Origin of the sequence: Ureibacillus sp. FSL E2-3493 (genome assembly GCF_038077515.1) — a bacterium.
Taxonomy (GTDB): domain Bacteria; phylum Bacillota; class Bacilli; order Bacillales_A; family Planococcaceae; genus Ureibacillus; species Ureibacillus halotolerans.
Map to the genome: position 1 here is coordinate 1,590,768 of NZ_JBBOPK010000001.1, position 18,085 is coordinate 1,608,852.

An 18,085-nucleotide genomic window follows, 5' to 3' on the forward strand; every position below is an offset into this window, starting at 1 on the left:
CTTTTATAAAAATTAACTAAATAAAAAAAGGATGTTAAAACGAAGTGAACTGAACCCCGAATAGTGGACACTTTAAAAAAAGTGGACCTATTCGGGGTTTTTCTATTTTCTTCAATGAACTACCCCGTTATACTTAACATACTATTTATGAACGGGAGAATTTTTATGAGTAAGATAATTTTTAATGAACATCAACGTAGACTATTAGAAACAAACCAAAATGTTGCATCAGTATCAGATCGCGCCATCCAATATACAGCCGAATTTAAAATAAAAGCGGTTAAGGAAAATCAATTAGGAAAAGGACCAGCTCAGATCTTCAATGAAGCTGGGTTTGATTTAGAAATTATTGGTCTAAAGAAAGCTCAAAGTTCCCTTGCACGCTGGCGTAAAACCTATCAAACACTTGGAGAATCAGGATTTTTAGAGGAACGACGAGGAAAAGCAAGTTCTGGTCGGCCAAAGGCTGAACACTTGTCAGCTGAAAAGAAATTAGAAAAAGCAGAAGCGCGTATTCGATTATTAGAGGCGGAGCTTACGCTCCTAAAAAAGCTCGAAGAAATGGAAAGGCAGGCGAAGAAGAAACGAATCTAAAGCCAAGCGAGAAATATCAGGCAATTAATGAAACGATTCGTCTGTATCAATTAAAAAATATGACTCGTTATCTTTGTAAAATAGCGAATGTTAGTCCAAGTGGCTATTATAAATGGCTTCAGAACAATGGAAAGCAAGTACTACGTGATGATGTATTTGATAAGCTAAAACTGAGCCACCATCGCAGTTGAAAAGTGAGCCACTTTTATATGAAAATAATCCTAACTTCATAGAGTTAGGAGCGTATAGAGGTGATTTCTTTGGAGAAGAAACAAAAAGTTTTATTAGCCTTTCATAAAGAAAATAAGAGTCAACGTCAAATTGCGAAGGAGCTTGGGATTTCTCGGAATACTGTAAAAAAGTATATCGAAGAGGATCTTGAAAAAAGAAAGCAAGATATTCGAGAACTACCTATTACAGATAACTATGTAACGCCTCCGTCGTATAAAAAGCGAAAAGGCAATAAACGTGCATTAACACCTACGGTGATGAAACGTATTCGAAAAATGTTAAAAGATAATGAATTTAAACGGCAACATCAGATGCACAAGCAACAACTAAAAATGATTGATATTCATGAAAAGTTATTAGATGAAGGTTTTGAAATTAGTTATACCACTGTTAGAAATTTTGTAAATAGTGAGGAGAAACGTCAAAAAGAAGTGTTTATTCGTCAAAAGGCAACTGCTGGTCATGAGATTGAATTTGACTGGGGTGAAGTAAAATTAATCATTGATCAAACGTTACGTTCTCTTTCGATGGCGGTCTTTACCCTACCATATAGTAATGATCGATTTGCCTATTTGTATGAATCAGAAACAATGGTTTGTGTACAAGATGCACATGTAAAGTGTATTAACTATTTAGGCTTTGTACCAGAGGTATTTACATACGATAATATGCGAACTGTTGTAAAAAACTTTATTGGAACTGAGCGTGAGATTACCGATGGTATGAAAAATCTATCGATGCATTATCATTTTAAAATACGACTATGTGAACCGAGAAAAGGAAATCAGAAGGGGCATGTGGAGCGGAGTGTAGAATACATCCGTCGGAAAGCATTTGCCCATCGAGATACGTTTACAAGTTTAGAAGAAGCTCAGGCCTATCTAACAGAAATCATCATGAGATTAAACTCTCGTAAACATTATAAGAAAAATCAAACCCACCATGAATTAATGCTAGAAGAACGTGCAGCTCGGCAAGTAAGTGCAGATATTATTCCATTTGATGCCTCTGAGTTGTTTGAATTTAGAGTGGACAAATATAGCACGATTACTTATAGACAAAATCGTTATTCTGTTCCAGAAGGACATGTAGGAGAATGGGTGAAAGTAAAAGCGAGTGCGGAAAAAATTCTTATTTTTAGTGATAATGCCTGTATCGCAACACATAAGCGAAGTTGGCAGATCCATCAGTGGATTATGGATATCTATCATTACTTACGTACATTTGAAAAGAAAAAAGGTGCATTGGCTCAAAGTGAATGTTTGAGTCAAGCACCAACAAAAATAAAAAAATTATACAAAGATTATTATATTGGAAATGAGCGAGATTTTCTAGAGTTACTTATCTATCTAAAAGAACATAACAATCTAGAAAAAATCATAGTGGCAGTTGAACAACTTGAGAAGAACCCTATGGTTCAAATATCAACAGATAAGATTATTTTCTTAGCTAATCAATGCGAACACATTCATAAAACTGTACATTCCAAAAATGAGGTCACCACCCAATCTCTCGAAAATCTTTCAGCCATTACGGCATTATTCGAAACTAAAAAGACAGGGGTGCTTCATTAATGGATAAGCGACAAGAAATGATTGAAATGTGTAAAGAACTTCGACTACCAAGCATTCGAGGATTTATACAAGATGATGATATGTGGAAACAATATCAGACAGCAGAAGATTTCTTATATCACGCACTGGTCCAAGAGATGCAAGATCGAGAAGTGCGAGCAAAAGCGAATCGGATTCGTTCAGCGAATTTTCCAGAAAAGAAACTATTAACTGAATTAGAGACTGAGAGATTACCGCAAAATGCGGCCTCTCGTCTCTCTCATTTAAAGAAATTAGATTTTATTCAAGAAAAACAAAACGTTTTATTAATCGGATCACCAGGTACAGGTAAAACACATATAGCAATTGGTTTAGGAATTGAAGCTTGTTTAGCAGGTTATAAGGTGTATTTTACAACGGTGTCATCCCTTGTAAATCAGTTAAAAGAAAGCCGTTCTGAAAGAACGTTACGTTCATTTGAATTGAGGTTTGAAAAGTATGATTTAGTGATTATCGATGAGCTAGGTTACATTTCTTTTGATAAAGAAGGCGCAGAATTATTATTTACTCATCTTTCCCTACGGGCAGGACGAGCGTCAACGATAGTTACAAGTAATTTATCATTTGATCGCTGGGAAGAAGTTTTTCATGATCCAGTTTTAACAGCTGCTTTAACAGACCGATTAACACATAGAGCCTATATGATAGACATGGTTGGACCATCTTATCGAATATTAGATACAAAAGAATGGCTAGAAAATAGTTCGGTTTAAGTGGATCAGTTTTTAATTAATAAATGGCTCAATTTTTACTTGCGAAATACATGATGAAGCAGACTATCAAGATTATTTATTATTGAAGGATATTTATGAAGCCTCAAATGGAAAAATAGGTTATCGTGGATTTTATATGACTTTAACAGAATTACTAGTAACCCCAATGAATCACAAGAAGATATTACGTTTAATGAGCAAATTCAATTTGTATTCAAAAGTGAGACGTGCCAATCCTTATCGTACATTAGCGAAGGCAACTGAAGTGCATCGCCAAGTACCTAATCATTTAAATCGCCAGTTTAAACAAGATGAGCCTGGTAAAGTATTCTTAACTGATATCACCTATCTACAATATGGAAGTGGACAAACTGCCTATTTATCATGTGTTAAAGATGTAGCTACAAGAGAGATTGTGGCATATGAATTATCTACGAGTCTAAAGATGGATATTGTCAGCCGTACATTAAAAAAGTTAGAAGAATTTATAAATGATAACCTACATCCAGAGGCGATGATACATTCCGATCAAGGCTTTCATTATACACACCCTGATTTCCAACAGCGTGTGAAAGAAATGGGTCTCCTTCAATCCATGTCACGACGAGGAAACTGTCTCGATAACGCACCGATGGAATCATTCTTCGGGCACTTTAAAGATGAAGTTGATTACAAAGAAGCTGAGAGCTTAAAAGATTTGAAATACATAGTAGAAAATTATATGGATTACTACAATACTGCAAGAAAACAATGGACATTAAAGAAGATGACTCCGGTAGCATACCGAAGCCATCTAATCGCCGCTTAAAATAGGTGGCGAACTCCCTTTTAATTAAACTGTCTACTTTATAGGGTTCAGTTCAAAGAATCGTTTTGTATCCTTTTTACGAAAAAGAAAAGTGTTTAATAACTAAGATGTTTCATTTTTAAATATCACTATAGAAATTTTCTTTATAAATGTCACATTCAATTTGAGCCCCCACATTATGAACGAATTCAATCACTTTACTATCAAAAATTAATCCAGGTGGAGTATCTCCCATATAAATAACAATAACTAACCGATTAGTTAAATTAAACTCAACTTTAAATTGATTAATAATATCAACGGAGTTTTGTAAGGGATCTACTATAGAACGTATTTGCTTTAAAGGTTCATCTGTAAGTTCTAGTTCGGAACCAAATTCCCAGGTTGTTTTAGACTTTATATGTTTATTTTTGCCGATGACAATTGTTTCACCTTTTCTAAAAGCATCTGTAGGAGTGATTCCCACTTTTTTAGTGAATTCCTCTAAGGGGAAATCGTCACCAGATATACTATAGTAGACGCTTATAGTAGTTTCCACTTCTTTCATTTTTTCACCTTCCTGTTATTTATAATAAAAGTAGTTGAAAAATATTATCTCATACTTTACATTTTTTGTAACAGTAGGAATGTTATGTAAAAATAAAATTACAAAAATAATGGATATAAAGATGCTCATGCTTATAAGAAGGGATAGATAAAGGGTGCTTATCCTGAAGCTTACTTTGATTTACATTATAGTAAAGTAAATCGTTACTTTTATCTTATAAGAAAACGTACTAATCTGGGTTTGAAAACTAATGATAAATTCTAATATTTTTGAGTGAAAAAGAGGTTGTCTACATAGGAAACTCTTAACTTTTTTCATAGTTGAGACTTAATTTTTAAAAAAAAGAAAAGTCTTCAACATCGGGCATTTGATAAAAGGATAAGCGCTTATTTTATGTCGAAGTCAGAATTATTGAGATAGAAACTTTAATAATATGGGGTAAAAGTTTGACAGAGACAATCGTTTAACAATCTGGCACATGTAATAAAATAATATTGTAAAATTATAGTTAGGTTAACATTGTTAACTAGTGATTTATTCAAAGTTTTCTTGAATATTCAGTAATAAAATACTATAAGGAGCCCTAAAATGAAAAAGAACATGAACTATTTAATCTTATTTGTAATGACCATCTTTATCGTTGGTTGTACTAACGGAGAAGGTTCATCCGTTGCAGATGTCGAAACAGACCAACAAGAAGAAACTACAGTTGAAACAAATAAAAAGAACGAAAAGGAAGAAACGATCCCTACGATTGTTGATGAAACAGTTGATGAGGAAACACCGGCCCAATCAAATGATGAACTGTTCTCAGGATACAAATTTATTGAAGTTGATGGAGGTGACTTGTCTGGATATCGAGAATCGAACGTCGTCGTTAACATAGGTTATGGGGACCGTGAATATTGGGCATTTACCAATGAATATGGGCAACTAGTACGTGTTATTGCTGACGAAATCATTTTACAAGATGATCGGAACGAACCTGTATTATCCTCTGGCAGATACTATCCTGATGAGGCAAAGGTTCCTGGCGTTGAACGTGACGATTTAGATGAAGGACATATCATTGCTGATTCTCTCGGCGGGGTATCGAACGCTTATAATATTACCCCACAAGATAGTACGCTCAACCGACATGGTGATCAAGCTTATATGGAGGATGCCATCCGTAGCGCAGGTGGAGCTACTAATTTTGAAGCAATTATTACATATCCAAATACGGAAACACAGATTCCTTCCCATTATCAGTATACTTATACGTTAATGGGTAATGAGATTGTTGATTCATTTGACAATGTGAACCCTGACGAAGTAAACGAATCACTTGGTTTAACAGGTAGTGAGCCTTCTGATTCAACTAGTTCAAACACAACCGGTGATATTTCTAGTATTGATACAAACGGTAATGGACAGGTAACGATTAAAGAAGCAAAAGCAGCAGGTTTTAGTATGCCAATAACAAGTGATCATTGGTTATACCAATATATGCAAGATAATGATAATGACGGTATGGTAGGTGAGTAAGTTCTTAAGTTCTTTGAGGCTAAAATGAATGAAAGAACAGTTTCCTAGTGGGATATCATCAATAAAATTTGTCTAGTTTCTTTCAATAACGATCTTCAACTATCTGGCGCATTTCTTTAAATAAGAATGCGTCTTTTTTCATTCATTAAGGGATTATAAACCAAATCATAAATCAGATTGACATTCTAAACGGGTAAAGTAGCTTGATTGGTTTGTCAAACATTTCATTAAAATTAACCTATCGCTGGAAGTATTAGTTATGAATGGGGTTGCTAGAAAAAACTGAATCTTCTTTAAAAGAAGGATCGTATAAATAATAAAAAGAAAAGGGGAAAGGGTTATGTTATTCATTATGATAGTCTTTTCGATACCTGTATATGGTTATGGTATTTGGAGTCTTTATGAACCAGAAGAAAGTTATTTCTTTTTAGATCGATGGAGATATAAAGAGGTTCCAGAATTATCGGATATACAGATTAAGTTAATTAGAATTGGAAGTGTAATGGATATGATTATATGGACTGCAATCATTATTGTTGTTGCAATTGATACTTTTACTCCTGACCCTCCATTACCATCTATTGATGTATTGAACTAAAAGTAATTCCAATTGAATGGGGGAGTTTCAGTACTTATTTTTGAAACGGGGAATCCATAATTTTTATTTTTAATTTAACTAAACTGGAAAACAAACGTTTTGAAATTATTTATACTCAAGGTAAGTTGGGATTTTTAAGTTTAATCGTGATAACTAAATCAGACCGGAGTTCTAACATGTTGAATTTTACTGCTGCCGAAAGTGGAATAACCGTTATGATTGATCAAGTAGGAAACCCATTCATTGGTAGATGAGAATTTTAAAAAATAATCGAGTATGAGTTAAAATATCCATTTGGAAAAGACTTATTCAATAATGGAGCGTAATTCTTGAATATAATCGTCCCTTTGTAATGGAAGAAGAATAGTTAAACAAGAATACGGTTAGATTACTTAATAATAGAGATATTATTAGGGAGATTTTTATATGAAGGAAAAGCAATCAGAATTGTTAAATCAAATAAGGGAAATGTTAGAAGAGTTAAACCAACTTCAATTAGAATATTGGAAATCATTTTCCTATTTTCATACATGGCAATTTTGGATAGTAGTTTTAGCATTAATTGTCCCAATTATAGTATTACTTTTTACAATAGATAAAAGGAAAACGTTACTTTTAGGTTTTTTTGGACTTAATTATCATGTTTGGTTCGCATATATTAATAAAATTGGTATTAGTATGGGGCTATGGGAATATCCATATGAACTCGTTCCCTTTTTACCAAGTTTTGCTCTAGATGCTTCCTTAGTACCGGTAAGTTTTATGTTGTTATATCAGTGGACATTGAACCGACAAAAAAACATATACCTATATTCAGTTTTATTATCAGCCTTTTTTGCTTTCGTATTAAAACCAATAATGGTCAATTTCCACTTTTTCCATATGTTTAAGGGTATAAATTATATTTATTTATTCCTGTCTTATATAGCGTTATTCATTGTATCTAAATTGATTACCAACTTATTTTTATGGTTACAAAAACAACAATCAATTAATGGTTCTTAAACAACGGCGCAATTCTTAAGAGGATTGTGCTGTTTTCATCAATAGGGCAGATAGTAGAACAGGAAAATTACTTCTATTTGGAGAATTTATATAGAAAAGGGGGATTTTTTATGGAATATGATATTTTGATGTATATAATGCTTTTTTTAGGTCAATTAATATGCGCTAGTTTAGCATTGGCCATTATTACTTCTGTCCTTTTGAAAAGCAGAAAAAAAGGAATTTTATTTTTAACACTCTACATATTACTAAATTTATACTCACTAACTATTGTATTTAAATTCTCAGCAATAATGGGGAGTGGTATGTTGATTATATATATTGGCTTAGGTGTATTAACATACTTTATTTTTAAAAAGAAACTTTCAAAAGGAACTGCCTTTTGATGATTCAACTATTGGGCTCTTGAATTGAATAGCAATTTTGAGCATCGGGCGCTTTCTTTCATAAGAAGGTGTCCTTTTTAGGTTCTGAGGATTATTTAAATTTAATTGAAAAAAGAGTCGATAAGGAATCTACTTAAACTAGATTTGAGTAACAAGAATTTTGAAACTTAATTTTAAAATGATTGTCTAATTTAAAGGGGGGATATTTTGAATAAAATTTTTTTTATTAGTGGTGTCATATGTACACTTTGTGCTTTAGTAGGGTGGAGTAGATTGAATGTGGTTGAGTCAGAGCAAAATGTTACTTCAGGTGATAAAGAAATAACCCAAGAAGTTAACTTGACTCACTGGGAGAAACCACCTTCACTTACAATTACTTTTGGAAAAAAAGAAATTAGAACAATCCAAGGTGGTTACAGTTGGAGTTATTTAGATTCGAAAACAGGACAAACGGTAGATATACAGGCAGATTTCATGCCATCAACAGAATTAGTTAACATAGAAGATGCTGTGAATGTTAGTCTTAATGAACCTATCATTCTAAACTTCGAAAAAGAACCACTAAATTACGAAATAAGGGTTTACGATAACATTGATAAGATGATTGCTACGTACTTTAACTTTAAGGATGTAGAGGAAAAAGGCAAAGCAAAATATGAAATACTAGCTACTTGGGAAGAAGGTACAGGTAGTTATGTGGTTGCATTAGACATTTAAGTGTGAGGTTAGTTTACAAGTTTTGTGCTTAATAATGAATTACGATCTCTAATATTCTGCAATTGGGTGCTATTGTTTGAATAAGAATATGCGCTCATTTTTATCAGTAAACAAGAAATCTTTGGATTTTAATGTTAAAATTTAGGTAATATTATAAAGGAGTGGTTCCAAATGATAGCCTCGTTATTCGCAGTTCTTATCATTTTTTTATAATGGCTTTCATTCTTACTTCTAAACGTTCTTGGATACATAATTTTATAATATGGAGCGTCTACTTAGCGATAATTTTCACACCTATATTTACTGTTGCTGGTTCAATCATTTATAGAGACATAACACATGAAGGATTTGTAGGAATTGGCCTTCTATTTTTATTCATACCTCTTGAAATAATTGCAATCCTTATGTTTATTATTGGCTGTATAGGAAGTATTACGAAGAGAAAAAACATTATATAATTTGTGAATCGTGTTAAATAAACTGGGCATTCTATTAGATCTCCTAATTTGAAACTTTTTTCCATTAAATATCGTACTTTTTTATAAGCGCCAATATAAAAACGAGGTGAAATATGGACATTGTAAATTATACAGGACAAATTATTTATGTTAAAACAACCGATGATGCTATTTTGTTGTTAAAGGTAATTGGGAATTCTATTAATCAACATAAAAGTTTTAAAGTAAAGGTTCTTGAGAAAAACGGAGAAATTATAGATGAAGATAGGGTTATCTATAGTGAAGAAATCACAAGGATATGTATTTTACCCTCCGAGATGCAACAAGGCATTGAATTAACATTAAGCCATGAACCAACTTTTACTTTTTTTGATAAGAAATTACCCTCTCATGCTGAGATTGGGGAAAGGTAAGAATACGATTTATTAATATCTTAGATAGATCAACGTTTTTTTGAAAAAATTAAATTTAACATTTAGGCGAAATTGAGAAGTAATAAACTTAAACAGTAAAAGGAAACTTTCTCTTGCAAAGTGCCGTATTAACATATAAGAAAATAAAGCGGAGCGAATTGGGGGTTGAGATATGAAAGGTAAAAGAAAAGGAAAAGGACAGATAATAATAATTGTTATGATGATTTTACTGATGGTAGCGTCCTTTGTCTCTATGTTTCAAGGTTATTACGTTGCTGCTTTTGTTTTCTTTGGGATTTTACTGGCAATCATGAGTTTCATAGGTAACCGGGCAGCAACTGATAATAAGGTATACCTATATACAAAAAATTATAAGAATAATAAAAGGTTGTAATTATACTTTTGAACATGCATTTTTATTGAGTGGAGTTCTTATCTAAAAAGTTGCAAAATTTGTAATACAAGTAGATTACTTGAAAACAACATGATAATGGATTTGAGTTAAAGGACTGACGATATAAAGAATGGATAAATCAGGCGCATTTTTTTATAAGAATGCGTCTTTCACATTTGACCAAAATTGTGGTGAATCTTAGTAAGGGTTAAATAAAAAGGATTTGAAAGTATTTTGATGGAATTTACTATTTAATCTATAGAGAATTGGAGGTATTGTAATGTTGAAACTGTTTCAATACAACTGGCAAGTCCGTGATGATTGGTTTAAATGGTGTGAGGATATACCTCAGGAAGAACTATTAAAGAAACGGATCGGCGGATTCGGAAGTATTCTACATACCCTATTTCACATTGTGGATGTGGAATATATGTGGATTTTAGGTTTGCGAGGTATACCAGTACCTGAGGAGCCCTTGTTTGAGGAATATGCTAGCCTACAAAAAGTGAAAAACCTTTCAACCCAGTACCACGAGCAAGTAAAACCATTTGTGACATCTTGGACAAATGAAATGGAATCTTATAAACTTTCAGAAGCCGATTTTAGTGTAGCACCCATTAGCTCTAGAGATGCACCAATCAGACGTCGAGTCATCGAATGTACACATGGAGAAATCATACGTCATGTCATTGTCCACGAAATTCATCATATTGGTCAGTTATCCATATGGGCACGTGAAATAGGAAAAGACCCAGTTTCCGCCAATCTGAGAGGAAGAGGTCTGTTCGATAATTAGAATGATCTCCACAATTTCAAATCGAAGGATTTTTTAGAAAATGTTATAGATAAATAAGATAGAAGTAAATAGGTGGATATAAATGGAACTAAAACAAATTATGGATAAACATTATAGCAGTCTTTCTTTAACACCAGATTTTTACCGTCAATGGAATATGGGAATACATCTTGAGTTAGGAAATGATATTTATCAGTTTGATGATAATAATCGTATTAACATCGACATGTTTCATGCGGTGTATAAACAAGTATCTGAGATTGTTCCTATACTTTTCAGCAAAACAGATGACGTCTTATTGGTAGTAAATGCATATCCAAAAGAAACAAACAAAGTAGTTTATCCTAATTTTTTCAAACGTTTTGTAAAGGAACAAAAATTAAAGTATTCTTTACGGTTACATGAATTCCAATCGCAATATGATGAAGATCATTTATTTGTTCAGCAAATGACATTGTACTGTAAAGTATCCGATTTAAAGCTAGAATACCTTTTGAAAACAATAATTCATGAGGATTTCCAATCTCTACAACCTCGATTAAGAAGAACTCATTGCGTTTTCGCGCCTGATGTTTTTTTAATAAATGTTCAAACGAAGTGTATTTTCCACCTTTATGATGATAGAGGATGTGAAATGATTAACGCTGATAAAAATATACACGAAAAACTACTAGAAACTTTTAGCGGTTGGGATTTGCATGCTAAACCATAACTTTTAATAAGCTCCAAAAAATCATCCTCTCCGAATAGGATGATTTTTTGGAGCTTATTGGAAATTTATGTTAAAATTGTGGAAATTCGGTTCTTTTATAAGCGGTATATTATATCTTGATCCAAATAGCATGTAAAAATATAGTATAAAGAAGGTGTTGAGATAATTTGTTTATCATTTGTATTTGATAAGCTAAAACTGAGCCACCATCGCAGTTGAAAAGTGAGCCACTTTTATATGAAAATAATCCTAACTTCATAGAGTTAGGAGCGTATAGAGGTGATTTCTTTGGAGAAGAAACAAAAAGTTTTATTAGCCTTTCATAAAGAAAATAAGAGTCAACGTCAAATTGCGAAGGAGCTTGGGATTTCTCGGAATACTGTAAAAAAGTATATCGAAGAGGATCTTGAAAAAAGAAAGCAAGATATTCGAGAACTACCTATTACAGATAACTATGTAACGCCTCCGTCGTATAAAAAGCGAAAAGGCAATAAACGTGCATTAACACCTACGGTGATGAAACGTATTCGAAAAATGTTAAAAGATAATGAATTTAAACGGCAACATCAGATGCACAAGCAACAACTAAAAATGATTGATATTCATGAAAAGTTATTAGATGAAGGTTTTGAAATTAGTTATACCACTGTTAGAAATTTTGTAAATAGTGAGGAGAAACGTCAAAAAGAAGTGTTTATTCGTCAAAAGGCAACTGCTGGTCATGAGATTGAATTTGACTGGGGTGAAGTAAAATTAATCATTGATCAAACGTTACGTTCTCTTTCGATGGCGGTCTTTACCCTACCATATAGTAATGATCGATTTGCCTATTTGTATGAATCAGAAACAATGGTTTGTGTACAAGATGCACATGTAAAGTGTATTAACTATTTAGGCTTTGTACCAGAGGTATTTACATACGATAATATGCGAACTGTTGTAAAAAACTTTATTGGAACTGAGCGTGAGATTACCGATGGTATGAAAAATCTATCGATGCATTATCATTTTAAAATACGACTATGTGAACCGAGAAAAGGAAATCAGAAGGGGCATGTGGAGCGGAGTGTAGAATACATCCGTCGGAAAGCATTTGCCCATCGAGATACGTTTACAAGTTTAGAAGAAGCTCAGGCCTATCTAACAGAAATCATCATGAGATTAAACTCTCGTAAACATTATAAGAAAAATCAAACCCACCATGAATTAATGCTAGAAGAACGTGCAGCTCGGCAAGTAAGTGCAGATATTATTCCATTTGATGCCTCTGAGTTGTTTGAATTTAGAGTGGACAAATATAGCACGATTACTTATAGACAAAATCGTTATTCTGTTCCAGAAGGACATGTAGGAGAATGGGTGAAAGTAAAAGCGAGTGCGGAAAAAATTCTTATTTTTAGTGATAATGCCTGTATCGCAACACATAAGCGAAGTTGGCAGATCCATCAGTGGATTATGGATATCTATCATTACTTACGTACATTTGAAAAGAAAAAAGGTGCATTGGCTCAAAGTGAATGTTTGAGTCAAGCACCAACAAAAATAAAAAAATTATACAAAGATTATTATATTGGAAATGAGCGAGATTTTCTAGAGTTACTTATCTATCTAAAAGAACATAACAATCTAGAAAAAATCATAGTGGCAGTTGAACAACTTGAGAAGAACCCTATGGTTCAAATATCAACAGATAAGATTATTTTCTTAGCTAATCAATGCGAACACATTCATAAAACTGTACATTCCAAAAATGAGGTCACCACCCAATCTCTCGAAAATCTTTCAGCCATTACGGCATTATTCGAAACTAAAAAGACAGGGGTGCTTCATTAATGGATAAGCGACAAGAAATGATTGAAATGTGTAAAGAACTTCGACTACCAAGCATTCGAGGATTTATACAAGATGATGATATGTGGAAACAATATCAGACAGCAGAAGATTTCTTATATCACGCACTGGTCCAAGAGATGCAAGATCGAGAAGTGCGAGCAAAAGCGAATCGGATTCGTTCAGCGAATTTTCCAGAAAAGAAACTATTAACTGAATTAGAGACTGAGAGATTACCGCAAAATGCGGCCTCTCGTCTCTCTCATTTAAAGAAATTAGATTTTATTCAAGAAAAACAAAACGTTTTATTAATCGGATCACCAGGTACAGGTAAAACACATATAGCAATTGGTTTAGGAATTGAAGCTTGTTTAGCAGGTTATAAGGTGTATTTTACAACGGTGTCATCCCTTGTAAATCAGTTAAAAGAAAGCCGTTCTGAAAGAACGTTACGTTCATTTGAATTGAGGTTTGAAAAGTATGATTTAGTGATTATCGATGAGCTAGGTTACATTTCTTTTGATAAAGAAGGCGCAGAATTATTATTTACTCATCTTTCCCTACGGGCAGGACGAGCGTCAACGATAGTTACAAGTAATTTATCATTTGATCGCTGGGAAGAAGTTTTTCATGATCCAGTTTTAACAGCTGCTTTAACAGACCGATTAACACATAGAGCCTATATGATAGACATGGTTGGACCATCTTATCGAATATTAGATACAAAAGAATGGCTAGAAAATAGTTCGGTTTAAGTGGATCAGTTTTTAATTAATAAATGGCTCAATTTTTACTTGCGAAATACAATCATTAAAGAGGATTTTAGGACATTTATTAAAAAGTATCCCATAACAGTACTAATAGTTGGAGTTTGTTCTCTTTTAACTATTCTTATTACAATGATGGGGGGCTATACAGAAAAAAATGTAGTGCTTTTAGGAGCATACGATAGAGATTTAATCCATAACGGACAATTTTGGCGGCTTCTTACATGTTCAGTTGGTCATATGAGTTATCCGCATTTTTTTCTTAATATTGTTTCTATTATACTGTTTTCATGGCCGCTTGAACGAACTTTAGGCAAAGTGAAATTCGTACTATGTTATCTATTTACGAGTATATTTACCACCATCTTCATACATTTTTTCTCTAATATTGATTATGTTGCAGGCTCTTCTGGATTCGGTTATGGCTTATTGGGTATGTACATTTATTTATCTCTAAAGTTTAGAAATCAATTTTATAAGAGGGATAGGCAGTTTATCTTTATGTTCGTAGCCATTGGTTTTATGATGACCTTATTAATACCATCCGTAAGTTTTTCAGGTCATCTTGGCGGATTCATTGGGGGGATCATTTTCGCTGCTTTAGTGTTTAAAAAGGAACAGCAAGTATTATTTTCTACATAACTGTAGTCTCACAGTTGTAATGAGAACGAGACATTAGAAATGTATTAAAACAAACGGGCGCTTTCTCTTACAAAGTGATACCCGAATAGTAGATACTTAAAAAAGTACCTATTCGGGTGTTGTTTAATTCGAATTCACTTAAATTATTTTAATTAAGATAGTTTCCATGCGGGTATTAAAGAGTGGAAATTAAAAAAGAAGCTCATAATAACATGTAATATTGAATAAATAGCTAACGTTAACAAATATGTCTTTAACCATGTTTTCACAGATTCTCTCAAGAATACAAAAAGCAATATCATTCCAACTGGGAAAGGTACTAAGATAATAAGCCACATAGGTGCCTTTAAGGCTTCAGTAATTGCACCTAATGATACTACCGAGGTACCAATAATAAAAGCATGAAAAACTGATAATCTATTCTTAAGTAATAAGCTACCGATTAAGTAAGATAAAGAAGTCAATACTATTGCTAAAACAAAGTCTAAATAATATTCCACTGGTACACTCCTTTTTAAATAGTGATTTTTGTCTGAATATTTTTTATTCTACCATTATTAAGAAATAGAAAAGTAAATTTTTTGTAAATATTTAACATCAAATAATGATGACAATTATTTGGAAATATATGTTAAAGTTTAAGCCGATTGAGTAGCCATTCCAATTGAAGAGTGGGGGAGAAATGTGAGAAATTGTCTCTCTATTTCTATCATTCTCATAGTATTTTTAGTATTAACTGGATGTAATCATAATTCCGTAGATAAAATTAAAGTGGATTCTTTCGATATTAGTTTGGGGCAGAGTTTATACAGTGGAGATAAAAAAGTAGAGAATGAAACTGTTCAGTCATTAGTTGATGCATACAATAGCATAGAATATATTGGACAAACCAACGAACAAATTAATTTTAGAAAAGCAATAACTATCACATTTGTTCTTAATGATCAGATATCAGGAACTTTAGTGATTGATGATAAGGGGATTTTTCACCTAAATGATAGTGTTGGAAATTATCAAATTGATCCAAATAATGAGATATATGAATTAGCTATGCAAGTATATAACGATTTGAAGCAAGAATACTCGAATTTTTAAGTACCAATTCATTTGTATTGTTGTTATTAATAATTAGATTAATATTTTTTCTAAATCTTCAAAAATTTATTTGACATTTTTTTTTGAAGCGCTTACTATGAAAATAGTTATTAGACATTAGAAAATTAGTTATTAGACGTTATTTAGAAAAATGAAAAGAGTTGTTCATATGGCACTAAGTAAAGATCGCCGTATTGGGAAACACGCCATCTTACTTTTGCTCTCTGAAGATTCAAGTGAACATGTGGCAATGCTCGAGCAGTTGAATTGGAAGAGTTGTACGGGAAAAGTTGGAGCAATGGATACGCATAAAGTCGTTGCTGCAATTGAAACAGCGGCAAAGAAAAATGGAGTGATTAATCCGGACCTTTATCGGGAATCACACGCATTATATCATGCGATAATTGAAGCGTTAAATGGGATAACGAGAGGTCAAGTACAGATAGGATCTGTCCTTAGAACAGTTGGTTTATCATTTGCTGTTTTACGTGGAAACCCATATGAAAATGAGCAAGAGGGAGAATGGGTTGCCGTTTCTTTATATGGAACAATTGGAGCGCCGGTTAAAGGCTCCGAACATGAAACAATTGGTTTAGGCATTAATCACATATAATTTGCCCATAGTATTTAGTTAATAGGGGGCTATATCAAGAAATCATTTTTAGTGATTTCTTTGATATAGTCCCCTTTTCTATTGTTACAACAGTGATCGAAGGGAGAAAAATAAATGGTTACATTAAATGGTCAAACACTTACTTTTTCTGAGGTACGAAAGGTTTTATTTGAAGGAGAAAAAGTGGTTTATTCGGAAGAGAGCATGAGAAAGGTTCAGGAGAGTCGTAAAGCGGTTGAAAAAATCGTTTCTGAAGAGCGGGTTGTTTACGGTATTACAACAGGTTTTGGGAAATTCAGTGATGTACTGATAGATAAAAAGGATGTTGAAGCGCTACAGCTCAATTTAATTCGTTCCCACGCTTGCGGGGTAGGAGAACCGTTTCCAGAGGTTGTATCGCGTGCGATGATTCTCCTTCGAGCAAATGCATTATTAAAAGGTTTTTCAGGTGTACGACCTGTTGTCATTGAAAGATTGCTAGAGTTATTAAACGCTGGAATTCATCCAGTAATACCTCAGCAAGGATCATTAGGTGCTAGTGGTGATTTAGCGCCGCTTTCACATTTGGCCTTAGTGTTAATCGGTGAAGGAGAAGTCTTTTATAAAGGCGAGAGAATATCTGCAATCGAGGCATTAAAGAAAGAAACTATTTTGCCGATCACTTTAACGGCTAAAGAAGGTTTAGCACTTATTAATGGTACTCAAGCAATGACTGCAATGGGAGTTGTTGCATACTTGGAAGCAGAAAAACTAGCTTATCAATCGGAACTTATTGCATCCATTACAATCGAAGGCTTACGGGGAATTATTGATGCCTTTGATGAAGATATTCATTTAGCACGTGGCTATAGAGAGCAAGTAGAGGTGGCAGAGCGCATTCGTGGTTATTTATCAAATAGCTCTTTAATAACAAAGCAGGGAGAACTTCGTGTTCAGGATGCATATTCAATCCGTTGTATTCCTCAAGTACATGGGGCTACATGGCAAACATTAAACTATGTGAAAGAAAAATTAGAAATAGAAATGAATGCTGCAACGGATAATCCATTAATTTTTGATAACGGAGAAAAAGTGTTATCAGGAGGTAATTTCCACGGTCAGCCAATTGCATTTGCGATGGATTTTTTAGCAATTGCCATCGCGGAACTTGCGAATATTTCAGAACGCCGAATCGAACGACTGGTAAATCCTCAATTAAATGATTTACCGCCGTTTTTAAGTCCTGAACCAGGATTACAATCAGGTGCAATGATTATGCAGTATGTCGCAGCCTCCCTTGTCTCTGAAAATAAAACATTGGCACACCCAGCAAGTGTTGATTCAATTCCTTCATCAGCAAATCAAGAGGATCATGTAAGTATGGGGACAATTGGAGCACGCCATGCCTATCAAGTCATTACAAATACTCGTCGCGTGTTAGCAATTGAAGCTATTTGCGGTTTACAGGCTGCAGAAATTCGTGGGAAAGATCAGATGGCTTCTGCTACCCGAGAAGTGTTAGAGAATGCTAGAAAAATTGTTCCGTATATTAATGCAGACCGAGTATTTTCGAAAGATATTGAAGGAATGAATGACTGGTTAAAAAATGGTTCCTTTCAATTTAAGAGAAGTAAAGCATTGATTTAG

Annotated in this window: 19 protein-coding genes and 2 pseudogenes; 19 read left to right on the forward strand and 2 right to left on the reverse strand. The window is 33.4% G+C overall.

The window, feature by feature from the left end; genetic code table 11:
* Positions 1–165: 165 nt before the first annotated feature.
* The 4 genes and pseudogenes from MHH69_RS08105 to MHH69_RS08120 all read left to right on the forward strand — a co-directional run.
* Positions 166–746, forward strand: a pseudogene (locus MHH69_RS08105) (IS3-like element ISBsp3 family transposase); the annotation flags it as partial.
* A 108-nt stretch (positions 747–854) separates the two neighbouring features.
* Positions 855–2,399 carry an IS21 family transposase gene (istA, locus tag MHH69_RS08110; RefSeq protein WP_341361467.1) on the forward strand — a complete coding sequence of 515 codons (1,545 nt, stop codon included), beginning with the start codon at positions 855–857 and terminating at the stop codon, positions 2,397–2,399.
* Positions 2,399–3,151 (forward strand): IS21-like element helper ATPase IstB, encoded by a 753-nt coding sequence (gene istB, locus MHH69_RS08115; RefSeq protein WP_341361466.1) that lies wholly within the window; start codon positions 2,399–2,401, stop codon positions 3,149–3,151. Before istA (MHH69_RS08110) ends, istB (MHH69_RS08115) begins: the two co-directional genes overlap by 1 nt.
* 46 nt (positions 3,152–3,197) lie before the next feature.
* Positions 3,198–3,959 (forward strand): annotated as a pseudogene (locus tag MHH69_RS08120) (IS3 family transposase); the annotation flags it as partial.
* Between the two features lie 118 nt (positions 3,960–4,077).
* Here the strand turns inward: MHH69_RS08120 and MHH69_RS08125 are convergent.
* Positions 4,078–4,506 (reverse strand): DUF4279 domain-containing protein, encoded by a 429-nt coding sequence (locus tag MHH69_RS08125; RefSeq protein WP_341362077.1) that lies wholly within the window; start codon positions 4,504–4,506, stop codon positions 4,078–4,080.
* A 588-nt stretch (positions 4,507–5,094) separates the two neighbouring features.
* Between MHH69_RS08125 and MHH69_RS08130 the strand changes: the two genes are divergently transcribed.
* From MHH69_RS08130 to MHH69_RS08185, 12 genes are all read left to right on the forward strand, one after another.
* Positions 5,095–6,033 carry a DNA/RNA non-specific endonuclease gene (locus MHH69_RS08130; RefSeq protein WP_341362078.1) on the forward strand — a complete coding sequence of 313 codons (939 nt, stop codon included), beginning with the start codon at positions 5,095–5,097 and terminating at the stop codon, positions 6,031–6,033.
* 340 nt (positions 6,034–6,373) lie between these two features.
* Positions 6,374–6,631 carry a hypothetical protein gene (locus MHH69_RS08135; RefSeq protein WP_341362079.1) on the forward strand — a complete coding sequence of 86 codons (258 nt, stop codon included), beginning with the start codon at positions 6,374–6,376 and terminating at the stop codon, positions 6,629–6,631.
* A 426-nt stretch (positions 6,632–7,057) separates the two neighbouring features.
* Positions 7,058–7,636: a CBO0543 family protein gene (locus MHH69_RS08140; protein WP_341362080.1), complete on the forward strand. Its 579-nt coding sequence runs from the start codon at positions 7,058–7,060 to the stop codon at positions 7,634–7,636.
* A gap of 110 nt (positions 7,637–7,746) precedes the next feature.
* The gene (locus MHH69_RS08145) at positions 7,747–8,022 is read left to right on the forward strand and encodes a hypothetical protein (protein WP_341362081.1); all 276 of its coding nucleotides are present in this window, start codon (positions 7,747–7,749) and stop codon (positions 8,020–8,022) included.
* 207 nt (positions 8,023–8,229) lie between these two features.
* Positions 8,230–8,739: a hypothetical protein gene (locus tag MHH69_RS08150; protein ID WP_341362082.1), complete on the forward strand. Its 510-nt coding sequence runs from the start codon at positions 8,230–8,232 to the stop codon at positions 8,737–8,739.
* Positions 8,740–9,310: 571 nt separating this feature from the next.
* Positions 9,311–9,610: a hypothetical protein gene (locus tag MHH69_RS08155; RefSeq protein ID WP_122972750.1), complete on the forward strand. Its 300-nt coding sequence runs from the start codon at positions 9,311–9,313 to the stop codon at positions 9,608–9,610.
* 172 nt (positions 9,611–9,782) lie between these two features.
* Entirely contained in the window at positions 9,783–10,004 is a 222-nt protein-coding gene (locus tag MHH69_RS08160; protein ID WP_341362083.1) for a hypothetical protein, read from the forward strand.
* 280 nt (positions 10,005–10,284) lie between these two features.
* Entirely contained in the window at positions 10,285–10,800 is a 516-nt protein-coding gene (locus tag MHH69_RS08165; protein ID WP_341362084.1) for a DinB family protein, read from the forward strand.
* Between the two features lie 82 nt (positions 10,801–10,882).
* On the forward strand, positions 10,883–11,512 hold the full coding sequence (locus MHH69_RS08170; protein ID WP_122971229.1) for a DUF3885 domain-containing protein: 630 nt from the start codon (positions 10,883–10,885) through the stop codon (positions 11,510–11,512).
* A 288-nt stretch (positions 11,513–11,800) separates the two neighbouring features.
* Positions 11,801–13,345 carry an IS21 family transposase gene (gene istA, locus MHH69_RS08175; RefSeq protein ID WP_341361467.1) on the forward strand — a complete coding sequence of 515 codons (1,545 nt, stop codon included), beginning with the start codon at positions 11,801–11,803 and terminating at the stop codon, positions 13,343–13,345.
* Complete coding sequence (gene istB, locus MHH69_RS08180; protein WP_341361466.1) at positions 13,345–14,097, forward strand: IS21-like element helper ATPase IstB; 753 nt, start codon at positions 13,345–13,347, stop codon at positions 14,095–14,097. Before istA (MHH69_RS08175) ends, istB (MHH69_RS08180) begins: the two co-directional genes overlap by 1 nt.
* Positions 14,098–14,751: a rhomboid family intramembrane serine protease gene (locus tag MHH69_RS08185; protein WP_341362085.1), complete on the forward strand. Its 654-nt coding sequence runs from the start codon at positions 14,098–14,100 to the stop codon at positions 14,749–14,751.
* 152 nt (positions 14,752–14,903) lie between these two features.
* On the opposite strand, the gene MHH69_RS08190 is transcribed toward MHH69_RS08185, so the two are convergent.
* Positions 14,904–15,251 (reverse strand): hypothetical protein, encoded by a 348-nt coding sequence (locus tag MHH69_RS08190; protein ID WP_122971227.1) that lies wholly within the window; start codon positions 15,249–15,251, stop codon positions 14,904–14,906.
* A gap of 184 nt (positions 15,252–15,435) precedes the next feature.
* Between MHH69_RS08190 and MHH69_RS08195 the strand changes: the two genes are divergently transcribed.
* From MHH69_RS08195 to hutH, 3 genes are all read left to right on the forward strand, one after another.
* Entirely contained in the window at positions 15,436–15,846 is a 411-nt protein-coding gene (locus MHH69_RS08195; protein WP_122971226.1) for a hypothetical protein, read from the forward strand.
* A 169-nt stretch (positions 15,847–16,015) separates the two neighbouring features.
* On the forward strand, positions 16,016–16,459 hold the full coding sequence (gene hutP / locus MHH69_RS08200; protein ID WP_122971225.1) for a hut operon transcriptional regulator HutP: 444 nt from the start codon (positions 16,016–16,018) through the stop codon (positions 16,457–16,459).
* Between the two features lie 114 nt (positions 16,460–16,573).
* On the forward strand, positions 16,574–18,085 hold the full coding sequence (hutH, locus tag MHH69_RS08205; protein WP_341362086.1) for a histidine ammonia-lyase: 1,512 nt from the start codon (positions 16,574–16,576) through the stop codon (positions 18,083–18,085).